Origin of the sequence: Enterobacter cloacae complex sp. S2 (assembly GCF_015159675.1) — a bacterium.
In the GTDB taxonomy this organism is placed as follows: domain Bacteria; phylum Pseudomonadota; class Gammaproteobacteria; order Enterobacterales; family Enterobacteriaceae; genus Enterobacter; species Enterobacter intestinihominis.
The window spans coordinates 40,943-63,064 of record NZ_JADDTS010000036.1; the positions used below are offsets into that span (position 1 = coordinate 40,943).

The 22,122-nt window shown below is 56.9% G+C and carries 22 protein-coding genes and 1 pseudogene; 16 read left to right on the plus strand and 7 right to left on the minus strand.

The annotated features are described in order from the left end of the window. Nucleotides 1-15 precede the first annotated feature (15 nt). From agaF to IPZ49_RS16385, 7 genes and pseudogenes are all read left to right on the plus strand, one after another. Entirely contained in the window at nucleotides 16-450 is a 435-nt protein-coding gene (gene agaF, locus IPZ49_RS16355; RefSeq protein ID WP_032626392.1) for a PTS galactosamine/N-acetylgalactosamine transporter subunit IIA, read from the plus strand. Continuing rightward, nucleotides 447-1,580: an N-acetylglucosamine-6-phosphate deacetylase gene (nagA, locus tag IPZ49_RS16360; RefSeq protein WP_022649496.1), complete on the plus strand. Its 1,134-nt coding sequence runs from the start codon at nucleotides 447-449 to the stop codon at nucleotides 1,578-1,580. Before agaF ends, nagA begins: the two co-directional genes overlap by 4 nt. A 246-nt stretch (nucleotides 1,581-1,826) precedes the next feature. Continuing rightward, nucleotides 1,827-2,972, plus strand: coding sequence for an SIS domain-containing protein (locus IPZ49_RS16365; protein WP_045308028.1), 1,146 nt, complete (start codon nucleotides 1,827-1,829; stop codon nucleotides 2,970-2,972). A 12-nt stretch (nucleotides 2,973-2,984) separates the two neighbouring features. Further along, complete coding sequence (gene kbaY / locus IPZ49_RS16370; protein WP_063146526.1) at nucleotides 2,985-3,857, plus strand: tagatose-bisphosphate aldolase subunit KbaY; 873 nt, start codon at nucleotides 2,985-2,987, stop codon at nucleotides 3,855-3,857. 116 nt (nucleotides 3,858-3,973) lie between these two features. Continuing rightward, on the plus strand, nucleotides 3,974-5,545 hold the full coding sequence (malX, locus tag IPZ49_RS16375) for a maltose/glucose-specific PTS transporter subunit IIBC (RefSeq protein ID WP_022649499.1): 1,572 nt from the start codon (nucleotides 3,974-3,976) through the stop codon (nucleotides 5,543-5,545). A 12-nt stretch (nucleotides 5,546-5,557) separates the two neighbouring features. After that, nucleotides 5,558-6,730: pseudogene (locus IPZ49_RS16380) on the plus strand (MalY/PatB family protein). Nucleotides 6,731-6,746: 16 nt separating this feature from the next. After that, on the plus strand, nucleotides 6,747-8,636 hold the full coding sequence (locus IPZ49_RS16385; protein ID WP_063146525.1) for a hypothetical protein: 1,890 nt from the start codon (nucleotides 6,747-6,749) through the stop codon (nucleotides 8,634-8,636). Nucleotides 8,637-8,703: 67 nt separating this feature from the next. Here IPZ49_RS16385 and rsmI read toward each other — a convergent pair whose 3' ends face one another. Beyond that, the gene (rsmI, locus tag IPZ49_RS16390; protein WP_063146524.1) at nucleotides 8,704-9,567 is read right to left on the minus strand and encodes a 16S rRNA (cytidine(1402)-2'-O)-methyltransferase; all 864 of its coding nucleotides are present in this window, start codon (nucleotides 9,565-9,567) and stop codon (nucleotides 8,704-8,706) included. A gap of 61 nt (nucleotides 9,568-9,628) precedes the next feature. On the opposite strand from rsmI, the gene IPZ49_RS16395 reads away from it, so the two are divergent. The 4 genes from IPZ49_RS16395 to dolP are packed head-to-tail and all read left to right on the plus strand — an operon-like array spanning nucleotide 9,629 to nucleotide 13,317. Further along, nucleotides 9,629-11,767 carry a penicillin-binding protein activator gene (locus tag IPZ49_RS16395; RefSeq protein ID WP_045622090.1) on the plus strand — a complete coding sequence of 713 codons (2,139 nt, stop codon included), beginning with the start codon at nucleotides 9,629-9,631 and terminating at the stop codon, nucleotides 11,765-11,767. Beyond that, on the plus strand, nucleotides 11,725-12,120 hold the full coding sequence (locus IPZ49_RS16400; protein WP_022649504.1) for a YraN family protein: 396 nt from the start codon (nucleotides 11,725-11,727) through the stop codon (nucleotides 12,118-12,120). The genes IPZ49_RS16395 and IPZ49_RS16400 overlap by 43 nt, the downstream gene beginning before the upstream one ends. A 21-nt stretch (nucleotides 12,121-12,141) precedes the next feature. Next, a complete protein-coding gene (gene diaA / locus IPZ49_RS16405) occupies nucleotides 12,142-12,732 on the plus strand; it encodes a DnaA initiator-associating protein DiaA (protein WP_003861754.1) in 591 nt (196 codons plus the stop codon). Between the two features lie 9 nt (nucleotides 12,733-12,741). Then, the gene (gene dolP, locus IPZ49_RS16410; protein ID WP_022649505.1) at nucleotides 12,742-13,317 is read left to right on the plus strand and encodes a division/outer membrane stress-associated lipid-binding lipoprotein; all 576 of its coding nucleotides are present in this window, start codon (nucleotides 12,742-12,744) and stop codon (nucleotides 13,315-13,317) included. Between the two features lie 50 nt (nucleotides 13,318-13,367). On the opposite strand, the gene IPZ49_RS16415 is transcribed toward dolP, so the two are convergent. Together IPZ49_RS16415 and IPZ49_RS16420 are read right to left on the minus strand one after the other, a co-directional pair. After that, on the minus strand, nucleotides 13,368-14,405 hold the full coding sequence (locus IPZ49_RS16415; protein WP_023307055.1) for a permease: 1,038 nt from the start codon (nucleotides 14,403-14,405) through the stop codon (nucleotides 13,368-13,370). A gap of 40 nt (nucleotides 14,406-14,445) precedes the next feature. Next, the gene (locus IPZ49_RS16420) at nucleotides 14,446-15,090 is read right to left on the minus strand and encodes an NAD(P)H-binding protein (RefSeq protein ID WP_022649507.1); all 645 of its coding nucleotides are present in this window, start codon (nucleotides 15,088-15,090) and stop codon (nucleotides 14,446-14,448) included. Between the two features lie 128 nt (nucleotides 15,091-15,218). Between IPZ49_RS16420 and IPZ49_RS16425 the strand changes: the two genes are divergently transcribed. Continuing rightward, a complete protein-coding gene (locus tag IPZ49_RS16425) occupies nucleotides 15,219-15,737 on the plus strand; it encodes a type 1 glutamine amidotransferase domain-containing protein (protein ID WP_015571965.1) in 519 nt (172 codons plus the stop codon). Here the strand turns inward: IPZ49_RS16425 and IPZ49_RS16430 are convergent. Then, complete coding sequence (locus IPZ49_RS16430) at nucleotides 15,717-16,151, minus strand: YhbP family protein (protein WP_022649508.1); 435 nt, start codon at nucleotides 16,149-16,151, stop codon at nucleotides 15,717-15,719. The two genes, IPZ49_RS16425 and IPZ49_RS16430, sit on opposite strands and share 21 nt — an antisense overlap. A gap of 14 nt (nucleotides 16,152-16,165) precedes the next feature. On the opposite strand from IPZ49_RS16430, the gene IPZ49_RS16435 reads away from it, so the two are divergent. Continuing rightward, the gene (locus IPZ49_RS16435) at nucleotides 16,166-16,495 is read left to right on the plus strand and encodes a GIY-YIG nuclease family protein (protein ID WP_003861768.1); all 330 of its coding nucleotides are present in this window, start codon (nucleotides 16,166-16,168) and stop codon (nucleotides 16,493-16,495) included. Here IPZ49_RS16435 and IPZ49_RS16440 read toward each other — a convergent pair. Both IPZ49_RS16440 and IPZ49_RS16445 read right to left on the minus strand, forming a co-directional pair. Next, nucleotides 16,482-16,985: a GNAT family N-acetyltransferase gene (locus tag IPZ49_RS16440; protein ID WP_022649509.1), complete on the minus strand. Its 504-nt coding sequence runs from the start codon at nucleotides 16,983-16,985 to the stop codon at nucleotides 16,482-16,484. The genes IPZ49_RS16435 and IPZ49_RS16440 overlap by 14 nt on opposite strands. Beyond that, nucleotides 16,979-17,503: an SCP2 domain-containing protein gene (locus tag IPZ49_RS16445; RefSeq protein ID WP_003861771.1), complete on the minus strand. Its 525-nt coding sequence runs from the start codon at nucleotides 17,501-17,503 to the stop codon at nucleotides 16,979-16,981. The genes IPZ49_RS16440 and IPZ49_RS16445 overlap by 7 nt, the downstream gene beginning before the upstream one ends. Nucleotides 17,504-17,724: 221 nt before the next feature. Here IPZ49_RS16445 and IPZ49_RS16450 point away from each other — a divergent pair, with 221 nt between their 5' ends. The 3 genes from IPZ49_RS16450 (at nucleotide 17,725) to IPZ49_RS16460 (ending at nucleotide 20,691) form a co-directional block, all read left to right on the plus strand. Then, complete coding sequence (locus IPZ49_RS16450) at nucleotides 17,725-18,720, plus strand: peptidase U32 family protein (RefSeq protein ID WP_022649510.1); 996 nt, start codon at nucleotides 17,725-17,727, stop codon at nucleotides 18,718-18,720. A 7-nt stretch (nucleotides 18,721-18,727) separates the two neighbouring features. Beyond that, nucleotides 18,728-19,606: a U32 family peptidase gene (locus IPZ49_RS16455; protein WP_063146523.1), complete on the plus strand. Its 879-nt coding sequence runs from the start codon at nucleotides 18,728-18,730 to the stop codon at nucleotides 19,604-19,606. A 77-nt stretch (nucleotides 19,607-19,683) separates the two neighbouring features. Continuing rightward, nucleotides 19,684-20,691, plus strand: a complete 1,008-nt coding sequence (locus tag IPZ49_RS16460; protein WP_063146522.1) for an LLM class flavin-dependent oxidoreductase — start codon at nucleotides 19,684-19,686, stop codon at nucleotides 20,689-20,691. Between the two features lie 84 nt (nucleotides 20,692-20,775). Here the strand turns inward: IPZ49_RS16460 and mtr are convergent, their stop codons facing one another. Continuing rightward, complete coding sequence (gene mtr / locus IPZ49_RS16465; RefSeq protein WP_046620869.1) at nucleotides 20,776-22,020, minus strand: tryptophan permease; 1,245 nt, start codon at nucleotides 22,018-22,020, stop codon at nucleotides 20,776-20,778. Nucleotides 22,021-22,122 lie beyond the last annotated feature (102 nt).

The following is a 22,122-nucleotide window of genomic DNA, read 5'->3' on the forward strand; positions in this document are numbered from 1 at the left end:
AGCAAAGAGGTTGCGATGTTAGGCATTATTTTGACGGGTCATGGCGGTTTTGCCAGCGGGCTGGAACAGGCGATGAAGCAAATCCTCGGCGAACAGCCGCAGTTTATCGCCATCGATTTTCCGGAAAGCTCCACCACTGCGCGGCTGACCGCGCAGCTTGAGCAGGCAGTGAATGATTTGGATGCAGAACACGATATCGTGTTTCTCACCGATCTTCTCGGCGGTACGCCGTTTCGTGTGGCCTCTACCCTCGCGATGCAACACCCCGGCAGCGAAGTGATCACCGGCACCAATCTCCAGCTTTTGCTGGAGATGGTTCTGGAGCGCGACGGGTTAAGCAGTGAAGCATTTCGTTTGCAGGCGCTGGAGTGCGGCCATCGCGGCCTGACCAGCCTGGTGGATGAGCTTGCACGCTGTCGCGAGGAAGCGCCCGCCGAGGAAGGGATATGAGCCAGCTGCTGCGCGCGCGTCGTCTGCTTACCGGGCAGGGCTGGCTGGATGACCATCAGCTGCGCATGGATAGAGGCGTCATCACCGCCATCGAGCCGATTCCGGCAGGGATTAACACCCGCGAGGCAGACCTGCTTTGCCCGGCATACATTGATATCCACGTCCACGGCGGCGCGGGTGTGGATGTGATGGATGATGCCCCCGACGTGCTGGACCGGTTAGCCATGCATAAAGCGCGTGAAGGCGTGGGGGCGTTTCTGCCTACCACCGTCACCGCTCCGCTGGAGGCGATCCATGGCGCGTTACGGCGCATTGCCCGACGCTGTCATGTCGGTGGCCCCGGTGCGCAGGTCCTGGGCAGCTATCTGGAAGGCCCGTACTTTACGCCGCAGAACAAAGGGGCACATCCGCAAGAACTGTTTCGCGAACTGGATCTCGCGGAACTTGATGATCTGATTGCGGTTTCGCAGAACACGCTGCGGGTAGTGGCGCTTGCTCCGGAAAAAGCGGAAGCCCTGAAGGCGATCCATCACCTCAAGCAAAAAGGGATACGCGTCATGCTGGGCCACAGCGCCGCTACATACGCGCAAACCCTGGCCGCATTTGATGCAGGCGCAGCCGGGCTGGTGCACTGCTACAACGGCATGACGGGGTTACACCACCGGGAGCCCGGCATGGTTGGCGCTGGCCTTACGGACCCACGCGCGTGGCTGGAGCTTATTGCCGACGGGCATCACGTTCATCCTGGAGCCATGCGGCTGTGTTGTTGCTGCGCGAAGGATCGTACGGTGCTGATTACCGATGCCATGCAGGCGGCGGGTATGCCTGATGGGGGCTATACGTTGTGTGGTGAAAGTGTCGAGATGCAGGGCGGCGTTGTCCGCACGGCCTCAGGCGGGCTTGCGGGCAGCACGCTCGCGCTGGATGCCGCCGTGCGGAATATGGTGGAGCATACGGGGGTCGCCCCAGAGCAAGCTATCCATATGGCTTCACTGCATCCCGCCCGTCTGCTCGGTATGGATCACCTGCTGGGATCGTTAGCGCCTGGCAAACGCGCCAATATTATTGCGCTGGATGCGGGTTTACACCTCCGGCAGATTTGGATCCAGGGTCAGGCTCTTTCCCTGTAGCCCTTTCACAGTGTGCCCTGTTGGCCTTACGGAAGACGATCGTAAGGCCTTTCTTTTCCTTTCCTTGACTTTCTCCTTTCCTTTCGCGATCACACTTTTCGTTTTATTTCTTTTACGCCATTGAACTTTCGATTTCTTTTCTATAGATTTTATTTAATTGCTAAAGTGAACAAGTGAAACGAAACGAAAGATAGCGACACGTTTGCCAGCGTCTGATGTGGAATTCACACGACTAAGGACTGAGTTATGCCACAAACCACTACCGCCGCCACCGGCACCTGGACCGAAAAAGAGATCCGCCAGCAGCCAGCCAGCTGGCTTCGCTCGCTCAACAATATTGATAATCTGCGCGCGTCGATCGACAGTTTTCTGACGCCACTGTTGCGCAAGCCCGATCTGCGGATCGTTCTGACTGGCGCGGGCACGTCCGCTTTTATCGGCGACATCATTGCGCCATGGCTTGCCAGCCACACAGGAAAAAACATCACCGCGATACCTACGACCGATCTGGTCACCAACCCTATGGATTACTTCAGCCCTGCGCACCCGCTGCTGCTGGTCTCTTTCGCCCGTTCTGGCAATAGCCCGGAGAGCGTCGCTGCCGTTGAGCTGGCGAATCAGTTTGTACCGGAGTGCTACCACCTGTCGATCACCTGTAATGAAGCGGGCAGCCTGTACCAGAATGCCGTCGACAGTGATAACGCCTGCGCTCTGCTCATGCCAGCCGAAACGCACGATCGCGGGTTTGCGATGACAAGCAGCATCACCACCATGATGGCGAGCTGCCTGGCGGTATTCGCACCGGAAACGATCAACAGCAAAACGTTCCGGAACGTGTCCGATCGCTGTCAGGCGATCCTCACATCGCTTGGCGATTTCAGCCCCGGCGTCTTTGGTAACGAACCGTGGAAACGCATTGTTTATCTGGGCAGCGGTGGATTACAGGGCGCCGCACGGGAGTCTGCGCTGAAAGTGCTGGAGCTGACCGCCGGCAAGCTGGCGGCATTCTACGATTCGCCAACGGGTTTCCGTCACGGGCCTAAGTCGCTGGTGGACAACGAAACGCTGGTCGTCGTGTTTGTCTCCAGCCATCCGTACACGCGTCAGTACGATCTGGATCTGCTCGCCGAGCTGCGTCGCGATCGTCAGGCTATGCGGGTAGTAGCCATTGCAGCCGAAACGGATCCGGTCATTGAAGCTGGCCCGCATATCCTGCTGCCGCCTTCTCGTTCATTTAACGATATGGAGCAGGCGTTCTGCTTCCTGATGTACGCCCAGGTCTTCGCACTGACCCAGTCTCTGCACGTTGGCAATACGCCAGATACGCCATCCGCCAGCGGTACGGTTAACCGTGTGGTCCAGGGCGTCGTTATTCATCCGTGGCAGGCTTAAGAGGACAGGCTCATGAGTATTATTTCCACCAATTATCTTTTGCAGGACGCACAGGCAAAGGGCTATGCCGTTCCGGCCTTTAACATTCATAACGCCGAGACGATCCAGGCGATCCTCGAAGTCTGTAGCGAAATGCGATCCCCGGTGATCCTCGCGGGTACGCCGGGGACGTTTAAACATATTGCGCTGGAAGAGATCTACGCCTTGTGCAGCGCATATTCCCTTACTTATGACATGCCGCTGGCGCTACACCTCGATCACCACGAATCGCTGGATGACATTCGCCGCAAAGTCCATGCCGGCGTACGTAGCGCAATGATCGACGGTAGCCATTACCCCTTCGAACAAAACGTCAAGCTGGTGAAATCGGTCGTCGATTTCTGTCACCTCAACGACTGTAGCGTCGAGGCCGAACTGGGCCGACTGGGTGGAGTGGAAGATGACATGAGCGTCGACGCCGAAAGCGCGTTCCTGACAGACCCGCAGGAAGCAAAACGCTTTGTCGAACTGACAGGCGTGGACAGCCTCGCCGTTGCCATCGGAACCGCGCACGGCCTCTATACCAAACGCCCAAAAATCGACTTCCAGCGGCTGGCCGAGATCCGCGAGGTAGTGACAGTGCCGCTGGTACTGCACGGTGCGAGCGATGTTCCGGATGAGGATGTGCGCCGCACCATTGAGCTGGGCGTCTGCAAAGTTAACGTCGCAACAGAGCTGAAAATCGCCTTCTCTGACGCAGTCAAAGCCTGGTTTGCCGAGAACCCACAGGGCAACGATCCGCGCTTCTACATGCGCGTCGGCATGGATGCCATGATAGAGGTGGTCAGAAGCAAAATCACCGTTTGCGGCTCGGCGAACCGGCTGCTGCTTCCGGCTGAAGCCTGAACCCATCGCGCATAACGTTAGTACCTAAAAAATAACTATAAGCCTCGCAAATATGAAGGCGCGTCCTTAAGCCGGACAGCGCCTTCCATTATCCTAAAAATCCGAGGAGTCCCTACATGACACAGGAAAAGTCGTTTAAATCGAAAGCGTGGGAGTTTTTCCAGAGCCTGGGAAAGACGTTTATGTTCCCGGTTTCGCTATTGGCCTTTATGGGGTTGTTGTTAGGTATCGGTAGTTCTGTCACCAGCCCTTCCACCATCAAAAGTTTTCCCTTTCTGGGCGGCGAGTTAACGCAGCTCACCTTTGGTTTTATCGCCATGGTCGGTGGCTTTGCTTTTACCTATCTGCCGCTGATGTTTGCCATGGCGATCCCAATGGGCCTTGCCAGGCGTAATAAAGCGGTGGGCGCTTTTGCCGGATTCGTTGGCTACATGCTGATGAACATGAGCATCAACTACTACCTGACCGCCACCCACCAGCTTGCGGATGCCGCCACCATGAGACAGGTGGGACAATCCATCGTGCTTGGCATTCAAACGCTGGAGATGGGCGTGCTCGGCGGCATTGTGGTAGGGGTGATCACCTACTTCCTGCACGAACGCTTCCAGGACACGGTGCTGCACGACGCATTTGCCTTCTTTAGCGGCATTCGTTTTGTTCCGATTGTTACCGCCCTCACCCTGTCGCTGGTCGGCCTGGTCATCCCCCTGCTGTGGGAATATGTGGCAATGGGCATTGCCGGGATTGGTCATATCATCCAGAGCACCAGCGTCTTTGGACCGTTCCTGTATGGCGTGGGCGTGCTGCTACTCAAACCTTTTGGCCTGCATCACATTCTGCTGGCGATGGTGCGCTTCACCCCGGCGGGCGGCATTGAGATGGTTAACGGCCAGGAAGTGGCCGGTGCGCTGAACATTTTCTACGCCGAGCTGAAAGCGGGTCTGCCGTTTAGCCCGCACGTTACGGCATTTTTATCGCAAGGGTTTATGCCGACCTTTATCTTCGGCCTGCCTGCCGTGGCTTACGCTATCTACCGCACCGCGCGCCCGGAAAACCGTCCGGTGATTAAAGGGCTGCTGCTTTCAGGCGTGCTGGTTTCAGTTGTCACGGGTATTTCAGAGCCGATTGAGTTCCTGTTCCTGTTTATTGCCCCTGTGCTTTACGCGTTTCATATCGTTATGTCTGGCCTGGCGCTGATGGTGATGGCGCTGCTCGGCGTCACCATCGGCAACACTGACGGCGGTATTCTGGATCTGCTGATCTTCGGCGTCATGCAGGGGATGTCGACCAAATGGTATCTGCTGTTCCCGGTGGGTATTGCCTGGTTTGCTATCTACTTCTTCGTCTTCCGCTGGTACATCCTCAAGCACGATATAAAAACGCCAGGCCGTGAGGTTGACGCGCAGGGTGCGCTCCAGGCGGTGGAAGCCAATACCCGGGCACGTGGAAAATCAAAATACGATCATGGGCTTATTCTTCGCGCGCTTGGCGGTAAAGAGAATATTGAGTCGCTCGACAACTGCATTACCCGCTTACGTCTGGTGGTGAAAGATATGGGGCTTATCGACCAGCAGGCGCTGAAGGCCGCTGGCGCCTTGTCAGTCGTGGTGCTTGATGCCCACAGCGTTCAGGTGATCATCGGCCCGCAGGTGCAGAGCGTCAAATCCGGCATTGAAGCCTTAATTTAACAGGGGGTCGTTGTGTTTGATTTCGACAGAATCATTGAGCGTAAAAGCGATAAATGCCGTAAATGGGATCATGCGTTTGTGTGTTCGCGTTTCGGTGATGTCCCGGAGGGATTTATCCCGCTGTGGATAGCAGACATGGATTTCACCTCGCCACCCGCCGTGATTGAAGGCTTTCAGCGCATCGTGGAGCATGGCACCTTCGGTTACACCTGGTGCTTCGACGAATTCTACGATGCGGTCATCGCCTTCCAGCGCACCCGTCATCAGGTTGAGGTGCATAAGTCATGGATCACCCTGACCTACGGCACCGTTTCTACGCTGCACTATACGGTTCAGGCGTTCTGCAATCCCGGCGACTGCGTGATGATGAACACCCCGGTGTATGACCCGTTTGCGATGGCGACACAGCGACAGGGCGTGCGGGTGCTTGCAAATCCGCTGAGCGTGAAGGAAAACCGCTATCAGCTGGATTTTAATCTGATTGAAGTTCAGCTCAAAACTCACCGTCCAAAACTGTGGTTCTTCTGCTCGCCGCATAACCCCTCGGGCCGCATCTGGCGCGCGGATGAGATACGCCAGGTGTCCGATCTCTGTAAGCGCTACGGCACGATTCTGGTGGTTGATGAGGTTCACGCCGAGCACATTCTGGACGGTACATTCGTCAGCTGTCTGACTTCGGGCTGTGCCGCCCAGGACAACCTGATTGTGCTGACCTCCCCCAATAAAGCCTTCAACCTTGGCGGGCTAAAAACATCCTACTCAATGATTCCAGACGATTCGCTGCGCCAGCGTTTCCGCCAGCAGTTGGAGAAGAACTCCATTACCTAGCCGAATATCTTCGGCGTGTGGGGAATTATTCTGGCCTATCGGCAAGGTCTGCCATGGCTCGACGCGCTGAATGGTTATCTGCGCGGCAATGCCCGCTACCTTGCGGATGCCATCCAGACCCACTTCCCTGCATGGAAGATGATGAACCCGGAGTCGTCGTATCTCGCCTGGATAGACGTCAGTGCGGACGATCGCAGTGCGACGGCGCTAACCCAACATTTCGCCAAACAGGCTGGCGTGGTCATCGAAGATGGCAGCCACTACGTACAAAACGGCGAAAACTACCTGCGTATTAACTTCGGCACCCAGCGCTACTGGCTGGAACAGTCCATCAACCGAATGCTGAAGCATTACTGATAAGGATCTTACCCCGATGAAAACAAGGCTCACTCTCTCGCTGCTGGCTCTCTGTGTTTCTCATGGCGCGGCGGCAGCAAACTACGCGCTCAGTAACAACAATATTGCCCTTTCGTTTGATGATGCAAATGCAACGGTAGTAGTAACGGACAGCAAGGCTAACCATCCGCTCACGCCCCAGGAGTTGTTCTTTCTGACGCTGCCGGATGAAACAAAAATCCACACCGCTGATTTCAAAATCAAGCACGTCGAAAAGCAGGGCAACGCGATAGTCATCGACTTTACGCATCCGGATTTTAACGTAACGGTGAAACTGAACCTGGTGAAGGGAAAATACGCCAGCATCGGCTACACCATCGCCGCCGTCGGGCAGCCGCGGGACGTAGCGAAAATGACCTTCTTCCCGACGAAGAAGCAGTCTCAGGCACCTTACGTTGACGGGGCGATTAACAGCTCGCCAATCGTGGCCGACTCGTTCTTCATCCTGCCAGACAGACCGATTGTGAATACTTACGCTTATGAAGCCACCACGAACCTCAACGTGGAGCTGAAAACGCCAATTCTGCCTGAGACACCGGTCAGTTTTACCACCTGGTTCGGCACTTTCCCGGAAACTAATCAGCTGCGGCGCAGCGTAAACCAGTTTATCGATGCCGTGCGCCCGCGGCCTTATAAGCCTTATCTGCACTACAACAGCTGGATGGACATTGGCTTCTTTACTCCTTACTCCGAGCAGGATGTCATTGGGCGGATGGACGAATGGAATAAAGAATTTATTGCCGGACGCGGGGTGGCGCTGGACGCGTTCCTGCTGGACGATGGCTGGGACGATCGCACCGGACGCTGGCTGTTTGGCCCGGCATTCAGCAACGGTTTTGGCAAAGTCAGGGAAAAAGCCGATAGCCTGCATAGCTCGGTTGGGCTGTGGCTTTCACCGTGGGGCGGTTACAACAAGCCACGCGATATTCGCGTCTCGCATGCAAAAGAGTATGGTTTCGAAACCGTAGACGGCAAGCTGGCGCTGTCGGGGCCGAACTACTTTAAAAACTTTAACGATCAGATCATTAAGCTGATCAAAAACGAGCACATTACCTCGTTCAAGCTCGACGGAATGGGTAACGCCAATTCGCATATCAAGGGCAGCCCATTTGCATCGGATTTTGACGCGTCCATTGCCCTGCTGCACAACATGCGCAGCGCAAACCCGAACCTGTTTATCAACCTGACCACCGGGACCGACGCGAGCCCGTCCTGGCTGTTCTATGCTGATTCAATCTGGCGTCAGGGCGATGATATCAACCTGTACGGTCCCGGCACGCCAGTGCAGCAGTGGATGACCTACCGGGATGCCGAAACTTATCGCTCCATCGTACGCAAAGGCCCGCTGTTCCCGCTGAACTCCCTGATGTACCACGGGATCGTCAGTGCAGAGAACGCTTACTATGGACTGGAGAAAGTACAAACGGACGGTGATTTTGCCGATCAGGTCTGGAGCTACTTCGCGACCGGAACTCAACTTCAGGAGCTGTACATCACGCCGTCCATGCTTAACAAGGCGAAGTGGGACACCCTGGCACAGGCGGCGAAGTGGTCGCGTGAGAATGCCAGCGTGCTGGTGGATACGCACTGGATTGGCGGTGACCCAACTTCGCTTGAGGTTTACGGCTGGGCCTCATGGAGTAAAGACAAAGCGATTTTTGGTTTACGCAACCCGTCGGATAAGCCGCAACGTTACTACCTGGATTTAACCAAAGATTTTGAGATCCCGGCAGGAGAGCGCTCGCAGTTTACCCTGAAAGCCGTGTACGGCAGTAATTCGACCGTACCAGAGGAGTATAAAAACGCTGTGGTGATTACGCTGCAACCGCTGGAAACGCTGGTGTTTGAGGCGATGCCGGGAAAATAGTGAGGCTTTGACACGGTGTAGGCCGGGTAAGGCGAAGCCGCCACCCGGCAAAACAGGCGGCAGGGGCTTACTCCCCCTGCTGCTCCAGCGCATATTTATACAGCGCATTTTTCTTCACGCCGTGGATCTCCGCCGCCAGCGCCGCCGCTTTTTTCAGGGGGAGTTCAGCCTGTAGCAGGGCCAGCGTACGCAGCGCATCGGCAGGCAGGGCGTCTTCCTGCGCTTTATGCCCTTCGACAATCAGCACCATTTCGCCCTTGCGGCGGTTCTCATCCTCTTTCACCCACGCCAGCAGTTCGCCAACCGGCGCGCCGTGAATGGTTTCCCAGGTTTTGGTCAGCTCGCGCGCCAGCACCACGTAGCGGGATTCGCCCCAGACGGTAACCATATCCTCCAGGCTTTCCAGCAGGCGGTGGGTTGATTCGTAAAAAATCAGGGTACGCGGCTCTGCTTCCAGATCCTTTAACACGTCGCGACGGCCTTTGGATTTAGCAGGCAGGAAACCTTCGTAGCAGAAACGATCGGACGGCAGGCCCGCCGCACTTAATGCGGCAATAGCAGCACACGGCCCCGGCAGCGGCACAACGCGGATCCCTGCTTCACGGCAAGTGCGCACCAGATGGTAACCCGGATCGTTGATAAGCGGCGTACCCGCATCGGAGACCAGCGCGATGTTCTGCCCTTCTTTCAGCTTCGCCACCAGCGTTTCGGCTTTTTGTTGCTCATTGTGATCGTGCAGGGCAAACAAACGGGCGTTAATGGCAAAGTGCTGCAGCAGTAAACCGGTATGACGGGTGTCTTCAGCAGCAATTAAATCAACAGCTTGCAATACAGTGAGTGCACGTTGGGTAATATCAGACAAATTCCCGATAGGAGTAGGTACAATATAAAGCTGGCCTTGAGAATTATCTGCCGTTTCGTGTTGTTTCATTGTTTCGTCCGTATTGCCGATTTAATATTGAGCATTGCGTAAAAAAATCACTGGATACAGTATGGTACCGTTAACGTTTCTTCGAAAAAAAGCCGCGCACAGCGTGCCCCTCCTGCTGGCAGCCCTGATCTTTACAGGCTGCGGCACTCAGGCACCCGACCAGAGCACTGCTCATATGCAGGGATCCGCTCAGGCTGATTCTGGCTTTTATCTGCAACAAATGTCGCAGAGTTCAAATGATACCAGGATCAACTGGCAATTACTCGCCATTCGTGCACTGCTGAAGGAAGGAAAAACCCAGCAGGCCGCCGAGCTGTTCAGCCAGCTGCCGCAGGATCTTAACGACGATCAGCGCCATGAGCAGACGCTGCTGTCGGCAGAACTGAAGGTCGCGCAGAAAGATTTCGACGGCGCGAAGAAGATCCTCGGCACTATCGAACTGAGCGCGCTGGATAAGAATCAGCAGGCCCGTTTCTGGCAGGCCGGTATCACCGCTGAGCAGGGTCGCCCCTCCCTGACGCTTCTCCGCGCGCTGATTGCCCAGGAGCCTCTGCTCGCGGGTGCGGACAAGCAGAAAAATATTGACGCAACCTGGCAGGCACTCGCCTCCATGACCCAGGATCAGGCCAGAGCGCTGGTGATCAACGCCGATGAAAATGTCCTGCAAGGCTGGCTGGATCTGCAACAGATGTGGTTCAACAACCGCAGCGATCCGAACATGCTGAAAGCCGGCATTACCGACTGGCAAAAGCGCTACCCGCAAAACCCGGGAGCAAAAATGCTGCCAACGCAGCTGGTGAACGTGCAAAACTTTAAGCCCGCCTCCACCAGCAAAATCGCCCTGCTGCTGCCGTTAAACGGCCAGGCAGCGGTGTTTGGCCGCGCCATTCAGCAAGGTTTTGAAGCCGCGAAAAACGGCACTACCGCCGTCACCGGCAGCGCCGTTCCGGCGCAGGCAGCACAGGCGGCGAATGTGAATGACGTCGTCAGTCCGTCAGCCGCCGAAACCAGCGACCTGACCACCGCGCAAACCCCTGCCCAGGGCACCATGCAGAATCCGGTTACCGCCCCAACGACGCAACCCGCTACCTCAGCGCCTGCGGCAACACAGGCCCCGGCTGAAACCCCGGCGCCCGCGACGGCAGAACAACCTCAGCCGCAAACCGCGCAGCCGGAACAGCAGCCAGCAGCCCAGCCGCAGGCTGTGGCCACCACCAGCGCTAACCCTGGTGCAGAGTTGAAAATCTACGACACCAGCGCCCAGCCGCTTGACCAGGTGCTGGCGCAGGTTCAGCAGGACGGGGCCAGCATCGTTGTCGGCCCGCTGTTGAAAAACAACGTGGAAGCGCTGATGAAGAGCAACACCACGCTGAACGTGCTTGCGTTGAACCAGCCAGAGCAGGTTCAGAACCGCGCCAATATCTGTTACTTCGCCCTCTCTCCGGAGGATGAAGCCCGCGATGCGGCCCGTCATATTCACGAGCAGGGCAAGCAGGCGCCGCTGCTGCTGATCCCACGCAGCACGCTGGGCGACCGCGTTGCCAACGCCTTTGCGCAAGAGTGGCAGACCCTTGGCGGTGGCGTGGTGTTGCAGCAGAAATTTGGCTCAGCTTCCGAACTGAGAGCGGGCGTGAACGGCGGGGCAGGTATTGCCCTCAACGGTAGCCCGGTATCCGCCAGCCTGCCGCAGCAGCAGAGCGTCACCATCGGCGGTCTGACGATCCCAGCCCCCCCTACCGACGCGCAAATCAGCGGCGGCGGTAAAGTGGATTCGGCATACATCGTCGCTACGCCGGAAGAGATCGCCTTTATCAAACCAATGATCGCCATGCGTAACGGCAGCCAGAGCGGCGCAACGCTCTACGCCAGCTCCCGCAGCGCACAGGGTACCGCAGGCCCGGATTTCCGTCTGGAAATGGAAGGACTGCAATACAGCGAGATCCCTATGCTGGCAGGCAGCAACCCGCAGTTGATGCAGCAGGCGCTGGGCGCGGTGCGCAATGATTATTCCCTGGCGCGTCTGTACGCGATGGGCGTCGATGCCTGGGCGCTGGCAAACCACTTTACCCAGATGCGCCAGGTACCGGGCTTTGAGCTTAACGGGAATACCGGCGATCTGACCGCCGATCAGGATTGTGTGATTAACAGGAAGTTATCATGGCTCAAATACCAGCAGGGGCAGATCGTCCCGGCCAGTTAAGCCGCAAAGAGACCGGCGACGCGTGGGAGCTAAAAGCGCGCCGCTGGCTTGAAGGCAAAGGACTGCGCTTTGTCGCCGCCAACGTTCGCGGGCGCGGCGGCGAGATTGACCTGATTATGAAAGACGGTCAAACCATCGTGTTTGTTGAAGTACGCTACCGACAGTCGTCCCGTTTTGGCGGTGCTGCCGCCAGCGTGACGCTCGCCAAACAACAAAAATTATTACAGACTGCCCACTTGTGGCTTGCCCGCCATAATGGGAGTTTTGATACTGTGGATTGCCGTTTCGATGTGGTAGCCTTCACCGGAAATGCGATCGACTGGCTTAAAAACGCGTTTGGCGAAGACGCATAAATAAGATTTTAAAGGGATACCGTGCTCGAACGAATAAAAGTGTGCTTCACAGAAAGCATTCAAACGCAGATTGCCGCAGCGGAAGCCCTTCCGGACGCGATCTCGCGTGCAGCGATGACGCTGGTTCAGTCGCTGCTCAACGGCAACAAAATCCTCTGTTGTGGCAATGGCACGTCCGCCGCCAACGCACAGCATTTTGCTGCCAGCATGATCAATCGCTTCGAAACCGAGCGACCGAGTTTACCTGCCATTGCACTAAACACCGATAACGTGGTCTTAACTGCGATTGCCAACGATCGTCTGCATGACGAAATTTACGCCAAGCAGGTGCGCGCCTTAGGCCATGCCGGAGACGTGTTGCTGGCGATCTCCACGCGCGGTAACAGCCGGGATATCGTTAAGGCGGTTGAAGCGGCAGTAACCCGGGACATGACGATTGTCGCCCTGACCGGTTACGACGGCGGTGAGCTGGCTGGCCTGCTGGGGCCGCAGGATGTGGAGATCCGCATTCCTTCGCACCGTAGCGCCCGCATCCAGGAGATGCATATGCTCACGGTGAACTGCTTATGCGATCTGATCGATAACACGCTTTTCCCTCACCAGGATGATTAAGGAGTTCTCATGAAGGTTTTATCGGCCCTTGCAGTCGTGATGTCTGCATTACTGCTTCAGGGATGCATCGCTGCCGCTGTAGTCGGTACCGCAGCGGTCGGCACCAAAGCAGCGACCGATCCGCGTACCGTTGGGACGCAGGTGGATGACGGTACGCTTGAGCTGCGCGTAAACAGTGCGCTGTCGAAAGACGAACAGATCAAGAAGGAAGCACGCATTAACGTGACGGCTTATCAGGGTAAAGTTCTGCTGGCAGGCCAGGCGCCAACCCCTGAACTCGCCTCGCGCGCCAAACAGATCGCGATGGGCGTAGAAGGTACGGCGGAAGTGTTTAACGAGATCCGCCAGGGCCAGCCGATTGGTCTCGGCACCGCGTCATCTGATACCTGGATCACCACCAAAGTGCGTTCCCAGCTGCTGGGTACCGACCAGGTGAAATCCTCAAACGTGAAAGTAACCACTGAGAACGGCGAAGTGTTCCTGCTAGGCCTGGTGACAGAACGTGAAGGGAAAGCGGCGGCGGATATCGCCAGCCGGGTGAGCGGCGTGAAGCACGTCACCACCGCCTTTACTTATATCAAGTAATTCACACCTGACTGTAAGCCCGGTAAGCGCCAACGCCACCGGGCTTTCTTTCACACCAGCGCCATACTCCCCACAATCACTCCGCTCAACGCCACCAGCCCCGCCGTCAGCCACAGCGCTTTCGCCGGGAATGACTTACGCAGCATGATCAGCGACGGCAGGCTCACCGCCGGCAGCGTGATGAGCAGCGCCAGCGCCGGTGCGGTACCCATGCCAGCCATCATCATGGTCTGAATAATCGGGATCTCCGCCGCGGTTGGGATCACAAACAGGCAACCGGCCACCGCCATCGCAATCACCCACATCAGCGTGTTGTCGATAGCGCCATCCGCATGCGGGAACAGCCAGACGCGCGCCGCCCCCAGCACCAGTACGGCCAGGATATAGACCGGGATTGTGCTCCAGAAAAGCTGCCACAGCGCTTTGCCCCAGCGAGCTAAGAAACTGCCCTGCGGATCGCTGAGGTCCAGCTCAACGGAGGCAGGCCCGGCCTCGTTGTCTTTCACCAGGTGCTGCACTAGCGTAGCGACAAGCACCACCGTCAGCAGGCCAGCCGCCAGACGTATAAACGCGAAATGCCAGCCGAGAACGAAGCCCATAAACACCAGCGTTGCCGGGTTCAGCAGGGGGTTACCCATCCAGAAGGCAAGCGCACCGCCCATCGACACGCGCTGTCGGCGCATACCCGCCGCCACCGGTGCAGCGCAGCAGGAGCACATCATGCCCGGCAGGGAGAAAATCGTTCCCAGCAGCGTGCCCTGCAGGCGCGGTTGTCCCAGGGTTTTTATCAGCCAGTTACGCGGGATAAGTACCTGAATCAGCGAGCCCAGCAATACGCCCAATACCGCCGCTTTCCAGACGGCAAGAAAATAGACCATTGCGTAATCCCACGCCGCGCGAAGCGGGCTGGAATCGGCCTGCGCGAGAATCGATTTACCGATGCTGTGGGTGTCGGCGGCGGTGAAGGCTTTACCGTAGTACGGCTGCCATTTCACATACCAGAGGCCAATGATGACCACGAGAAAGAAGAGTGCGGGCTTCCACCACTGAACAGGTGTTGCCGCCTGAGATGAAGACTGACCAGTCATACCATTCCCCGGAAGGTGTTATTTAATAAGCCGGGGAAGTTTACGCCTCGCCCTGCGCGATTTCACGCAGTTTTGCCGAAGGGATAATATTAACCCCCTCTTGCGACGGAGCCAGTGCCTCTTTCAGCATCGCCTGCGCGACATCCCGCGCCTCGATGGACTTCCAGTTACCGGGCAGGATGCGAAACAGCGGAGCGAAAAAAGACTCGTTGAAACGCCGTTCGTCGCGGTGGCCCATCAGCATGGAAGGCCGTACGATGGTCAGGCGCTCCCATTGCTGCGCGATTAACGCCTCTTCCATTTTGCCCTTCACCTGGTTGTAAAAAAACGGCGAGCCTGCGTTCGCGCCGTGCGCGCTGACCACCAGGAAATGCTTAGCACCCAGCTTCTTGGCCGTCAGGGCGGTATCTACCACCAGCGTGTAATCTGCATGGACAAAGGCTTCTTTACTGCCCGCTTCCCGTCGGGTGGTGCCAAGGCAGCAAAAGGCGATATCAATGGGATCCTGCACCTGCGCCAGCGCGTCGGTAAGCTGGGGATCGTGCGGGTTATAGACGCCGGTGATATCCAACAGCGGGCGACGCGTCGGGGCGGCGATATAGTTGATATGCCGATCCTGGATCAGCAGCCGCAGCAAATGTCCACCCACCAGCCCGGTTGCGCCGGTAATCAGTACCTGACTCATCTTGTCCCCTTTACAGAATAGTCCGTTTGCGATCTGGGCCTGCTCTACCACACTTAAAAGTCTGTTACCGGTAAGTATTTACCACAAACGGGAAAAAAACAGTCTGAAGCGAAAACAACGGAGGAAGCATGGGTAAAAAAATCGCAGTCTTGATTACCGACGAGTTTGAAGATTCAGAATTTACGTCGCCAGCAGAGGCATTCCGCAAGGCGGGCCACGAGGTGGTCACCATCGAAAAAGAAGCGGGTAAAACCGTGAAGGGCCACAAGGGTGAAGCCAGCGTGACCATTGACGAATCCATTGATAACGTCAGCCCGTCGGATTTCGACGCCCTGCTGTTACCGGGCGGCCATTCACCGGATTCCCTGCGCGGGGACGAGCGTTTCGTCACCTTTACCCGTGACTTCGTCGGCACGGGTAAACCGGTGTTTGCCATTTGCCACGGTCCGCAGCTGCTGATCAGCGCCGAGGTGGTACGCGGGCGTAAGCTCACCGCGGTGAAACCGATCGTTATCGATCTGAAAAACGCCGGCGCCGAGTTCTACGATCAGGAAGTGGTGAACGATAACGATCAGCTGATCACCAGCCGTACGCCGGACGATCTTCCAGCGTTTAACCGCGAAGCGCTACGCCTGCTCGGTGCGTAACCAGTGCAGCTTCTTGCCAAAGCCCAGGGTGTTGTCGGTAAATTTCAGCTCATCGAGGCGGATTTCCCACACCGGGGCTTTTAGCGCTGCGGCCACCGGGAAGCGGCGCGTATAGCGTTTACGCTGGGCGTCGCTTTCCTCACCTTCCAGGCGACGAATTTCGCCTTTGAACTGGACCCCGCGGATCAGCGCAACGGTTTTAGGCTGACCATTTACCGTGCCCGCCACTTTTGCCTGTTGGCCCGTCATCTGCGCATGCCGCGTTTTGTCTTCGCTCATCACGTAAAAGGCCACGCGCTCGGGATCGTAGTAATAAAAGGCATTTGCGCACCACATCTCCTCGTCTTTACAGACGCACCAGGTCACAACATGCTGCTTTGCCAGCCAGCGGTTAATGGCGGCCAGTGTTTCCATTTTCGCTCTCTCTCATGCTATGGTGCGTTCACCTTAACATACTGAATCTGTTTACCGTGTGCTGGTTTCTCTATCTTGTCCGAACCGCTGATAACGCACTCTACACCGGGATCACTACCGATGTGGCACGGCGTTTTTTACAACATCAAACGGGAAAAGGGGCGAAAGCACTGCGGGGGAAAGGTGAACTTCAGCTGGCGTTTTCAGCCGCCGTGGGCGACAGATCCCTGGCGCTCAGGCTGGAATACCGCATCAAGCAGCTGACGAAGCGCCAGAAAGAGCGTCTCGTCAACGGGGACGGCTCTTTCGAGGCGCTACGCGAAAGCCTGCTTAAAAACGATTGAAATGATCGTGGTACTCCACCAGACCGGTAACGCCGTCGAGCGAATCGTCCGCCAGAGGATGTACCAGGAAAGATGTTTCCGTGCCTGGCCAGTGGCAGCGCAGATCGTATCTGGACGCTGGCTCAAAGCCTAAACGCTCGTAGAACGCCGGATCGCCCAGAACGACGACAGCGGCATAGCCAAATTCATTCAGGGAATCCAGCCCTTCATAGACCAGCTGGCGTGCCAGGCCCTGTCCACGGTAGTTTTCATCCACCGCCAGCGGCGCCATGCCGACCCACTGCAACTCTTCGCCCTGCACAATCACCGGACTGAACGCCACGTAGCCGACCACCTGCCCCTCATCGTCGGTGGCAACCAGGCCCAGCGTAATCAGGCCATCTTCGCGAAGATCGTGAACCAGTTGAGCTTCGGCGTCGCCTGCAAAAGAGCGGCGTAACAACGCATCGATACCCGGCGCATCAATCCCAATTTCGACTCGAATCAGCATGGTTCACCTACTGAAGTGTGTTTACTGTCCGGCGGGGTTTTTAGCCCGGCCTCAACGAAATCTGCCATTTGCATCAACATCATACGCAGTGCTTTCGGCATCTGCTCCAGCTCAATGGCATCCATTAAATTTTTGACGTACAGACCGAGCTCCGTGTCGCCTTCAATCACCAGACGACGCTGGAAGAAGAGGGTGTCCGGATCCTGTTTGCGCGCGGCGATCATCAGCAGATCGCTTGCATCCGCGCTAAAGCTGACATCCGCCTCGGCGGTTTCACGGACGATAAGCCGATCGTTCTCTACGGAAGTAAACCAGCGCAACCCGATATCGCGTACTTCAATCTTTAACCAGCGGCCTTCCAGAAACTCAAGCTCACCGTCCTGTAGCGCCTGGCGGAACTGCCAGCTCAGTACCTGTTCCAGCACCTGGCGTTTAAGCGCGAACGGCGCCAGTTTTACCGGCACGCTCAGCATTGATGGACCGAATTGTACGAGACGTGAACGCAGTTTATCCAGCACGAGCTTTACTCCCTGATAGCTATAATCCTGCTATTTTGCCATATCCCGACAAGAAGATAGCGGCGTAAATCAACAAACCGTTGTCCGGTATACCTCATTATTGGTGCCATCAATACGCCATTAGCTGCCTTAAATCAAAAATTGTCGCGTATGGGTTAATTAAAATCCCAGCTCGTTAACATTTTTTACGATCCCTGCGATCGACAACATCGGGATAAATTATGGAGCTGCTCTGCCCTGCCGGAAACCTTCCGGCGCTTAAGGCGGCCATCGAAAATGGGGCCGATGCGGTCTATATCGGGCTGAAAGATGATACCAATGCCCGCCATTTTGCGGGTCTTAACTTTACGGAGAAAAAGCTTCAGGAAGCCGTTAACTTCGTTCACCAGCACCGGCGCAAACTGCACATCGCCATCAATACCTTTGCCCATCCTGATGGCTACGCCCGCTGGCAGCGCGCCGTGGATATGGCGGCCCAGCTGGGCGCCGATGCGTTGATCCTGGCCGACCTCGCTATGCTTGAGTATGCGGCAGAACGTTATCCGCATATTGAGCGCCACGTCTCTGTTCAGGCATCGGCCACCAATGAAGAGGCCGTGCGTTTTTATCATCGACACTTTGACGTAGCCCGCGTGGTGCTTCCGCGCGTGCTCTCTATTCATCAGGTTAAGCAACTGGCGCGCGTCACGCCAGTGCCGCTGGAGGTTTTTGCCTTCGGCAGCCTGTGCATCATGGCCGAAGGCCGCTGCTATCTTTCTTCCTATCTTACCGGGGAATCGCCAAACACCGTCGGTGCCTGCTCGCCTGCCCGCTTCGTTCGCTGGCAGCAAACGCCGCAGGGACTGGAGTCGCGCCTGAATAACGTGTTAATCGACCGCTATCAGGACGGTGAAAACGCGGGCTACCCGACACTGTGCAAAGGCCGCTATCTGGTGGACGGCGAGCGCTACCACGCGCTGGAGGAGCCCACCAGCCTCAACACGCTGGAGCTGCTGCCGGAACTGCTGGCCGCCAACATTGCCTCGGTGAAAATCGAAGGCCGCCAGCGTAGCCCGGCCTACGTGAGCCAGGTGGCGAAGGTGTGGCGTCAGGCCATCGACCGCTGCATGGCCGACCCGCAAAACTACGCCCCGCAGGCGGCCTGGATGGAGACGCTCGGCGCGATGTCCGAAGGCACGCAAACCACGCTCGGCGCGTATCACCGTAAATGGCAGTGAGATAATCATGAAATATTCATTAGGGCCGGTGCTTTACTACTGGCCAAAAGAGACGCTGGAAGTTTTTTACCAGCAGGCGGCTAACAGCAGCGCCGATGTGATTTACCTCGGCGAAGCGGTGTGCAGCAAGCGCCGCGCCACCAAAGTGGGCGACTGGCTGGATATGGCGAAAAGCCTGGCCGGCAGCGGCAAGCAGGTGGTGCTCTCGACGCTGGCGCTGGTGCAGGCGTCCTCTGAACTGGGCGAGCTGAAGCGCTACGTCGAAAACGGTGAGTTCCTGCTGGAGGCGAGCGACCTGGGCGTGGTGAACATGTGCGCCGAGCGTAAGCTGCCGTTTGTCGCCGGACATGCGCTGAACTGCTATAACGCGGTGACCTTGCGCCTGCTGCTCAAACAGGGGATGACACGCTGGTGCATGCCGGTTGAGCTCTCCCGCGACTGGCTGGTCAACCTGCTAAATCAGTGTGACGAGCTGGGCATTCGCAATCAGTTTGAAGTCGAAGTGCTGAGCTACGGCCATCTGCCGCTGGCCTACTCTGCCCGCTGCTTCACCGCGCGTTCCGAAGATCGCCCGAAAGACGAGTGTGAAACCTGCTGCATTAAGTACCCGAACGGACGCAGCATGCTGTCACAGGAGAATCAGCAGGTGTTTGTCCTCAACGGCATTCAGACTATGAGCGGTTACGTCTATAACCTCGGCAACGAGCTGGCGTCAATGCATGGGCTGGTGGATATGGTGCGTCTTTCGCCGCTCGATACCGGCGTGTTCGCCATGCTGGACGCCTTCCGTGCCAACGAAAACGGCACCTCGCCGCTGCCGCTGACGGCAAACAGCGACTGCAACGGTTACTGGAAACGTCTCGCCGGGCTGGAATTGCAGGGGTAAAAAAGCTCACTTTGTTAACAACGGTTATCATTTTTTAATGCAGTATTAAAGATTGACCGTCGACAAAGTGAGCTGTTATGACTGACAAAACCATTCCGTTTTCGGTGCTGGATCTGGCACCGATTCCACAAGGCTCCTCGGCAAGAGAAGCCTTTTCGCACTCTCTGGATCTGGCTCAGCTTGCCGAAAAACGTGGCTATCACCGCTACTGGCTGGCGGAGCATCATAATATGGTGGGCATCGCCAGCGCCGCCACCTCAGTACTGATTGGCTATCTGGCGGCGAATACCACTATTTTGCACCTTGGCTCCGGTGGCGTGATGCTGCCGAACCATGCCCCGCTGGTGATTGCCGAGCAGTTTGGCACCCTGAATACACTCTACCCCGGTCGCATTGATTTGGGTCTTGGCCGCGCGCCGGGCAGCGACCAGCCGACCATGCGCGCCCTGCGTCGCCATATGAGCGGCGATATCGACAACTTCCCGCGTGATGTAGCGGAGCTGGTAGACTGGTTCGATGCGAGCGATCCTAACCCGCACGTGCGCCCGGTGCCGGGCTACGGCGAGAAAATCCCGGTGTGGCTGTTAGGCTCAAGTCTGTACAGCGCACAGCTTGCCGCACAGCTGGGGCTGCCGTTCGCGTTCGCTTCCCACTTCGCACCGGATATGCTGCATCAGGCTCTGCATCTCTACCGCACAAACTTCAAGCCTTCCGAGCGTCTTGAGAAGCCGTATGCGATGGTGTGCATCAATATCATTGCCGCCGACAGCAACCGCGACGCGGAATTCCTGTTTACCTCCATGCAGCAGGCGTTTGTGAAGCTGCGTCGCGGCGAGACGGGCCAGTTGCCACCACCGGTAGAAAATATGCATCAGCTGTGGTCGGCCTCTGAGCAGTATGGCGTGCAGCAGGCCCTGAGCATGTCGCTGGTGGGTGATAAGGCGAAGGTGCGTCACGGTCTGGAGGCAGTGCTACGAGAAACGCAGGCGGATGAAATTATGGTCAACGGACAGATTTTCGATCATCAGGCGCGTTTGCATTCATTTGATCTGGCGATGCAGGTGAAAGAGGAGTTGGTGGGGTAGTTTTTTGCCGGATGGCGACTTCGCCTTATCCGGCCTACGCGATCCCTGTAGGCCCGGTAAGCGTAGCGCCACCGGGCTTTCTGTTTACTGATACACAGGCAACAGATTAAAACTCGACAGCATGTGCACCACCGCGTTGCCGATACCAAATACCAGGATCAGCGCAATCATCGGTTTTCCGCCCCAGACGCGGAATTTCGGGCTGCCGAAGCGCTTACGTGATTTACGCGCCAGCAGCGCCGGTACAATCGCCGCCCAGATGGTAGCCGCCAGTCCTGCATAGCCGATGGCGTACAGGAAACCGTTCGGCCACAGCAGGCCGCCCACAATCGGTGGCAGGAAGGTTAACAGCGCCGTTTTGAAGCGCCCCATCGCAGAGTCATCAAAACCAAACAGATCTGCCAGGTAGTCAAACAGGCCCAGCGTCACGCCGAGAAATGAGCTCGCCACCGCAAAGTTAGAGAAGACCACCAGAAGCAGATCCAGACTGCGGCTGTTCAGCACGCCACTCAGCGCCTGTACCAGCACATCAATGTTACCGCCCTTCTGCGCAATGCCGATAAATTCCGGACGCGGGATGTTACCCATCGTCCCCAGCAGCCAGATCACATACAGCCCCAGCGCCAGCAGCGTGCCGTAAATCAGGCATTTCACGATGGTGCGCGGATCCTTGCCGTAGTACTTCATCAGGCTCGGTACGTTGCCGTGGTAGCCGAACGACGCCAGACAGAATGGCAACGTCATAAGCAGGTATGGCGTGTAGGAGGTGTTCACTTCCGCAACGTTAAACAGCGTGGCCGGCGTGACGTGCCCCAGCAGGCTGCCGAAGGTCAGGAAGAAGGTGATGACCTTGGCGCCCAACACGATCGCCGTCATGCGGCTGACCGCTTTGGTGCTCATCCAGACGATAAACGCCACGCCCAGCGCGAAGCAGAGACCCGCCAGACGCGCCGGAACGTTCAGCGACATCTCGGAGAAGGTGTGATGCAGAATCGACCCGCTCGCTGAAATGTACGCGTAGGTCAGGATATAGAGTACAAACGCGATGGACAACCCGTTCACCAGGTTCCAGCCTTTGCCCAGCAGATCTCGGGTGATGGTGTCGAAGCTGGAGCCAATGCGGTAGTTCAGGTTTGCTTCAAGGATCATCAGCCCGGAATGGAGCATGCAGAACCAGGTGAAAACCAGCGCCGCCAGCGACCAGAAGAACCACGCACCGGACATAACCACTGGCAGGGAGAACATCCCGGCACCAATAATGGTTCCGCCGATGATCACCACGCCGCCAAGCAGCGAAGGTGACGTTTGGGTGGTGGTTAGTGTTGCCATGCGGCCTTATCTCCAGTCAAAAATGTGGTGTGCATTTTAATGTGACGCACTGTACCAGTACAAGAGTACAAAAGGAATAAAAAAAGCCCCGATAACAACTAT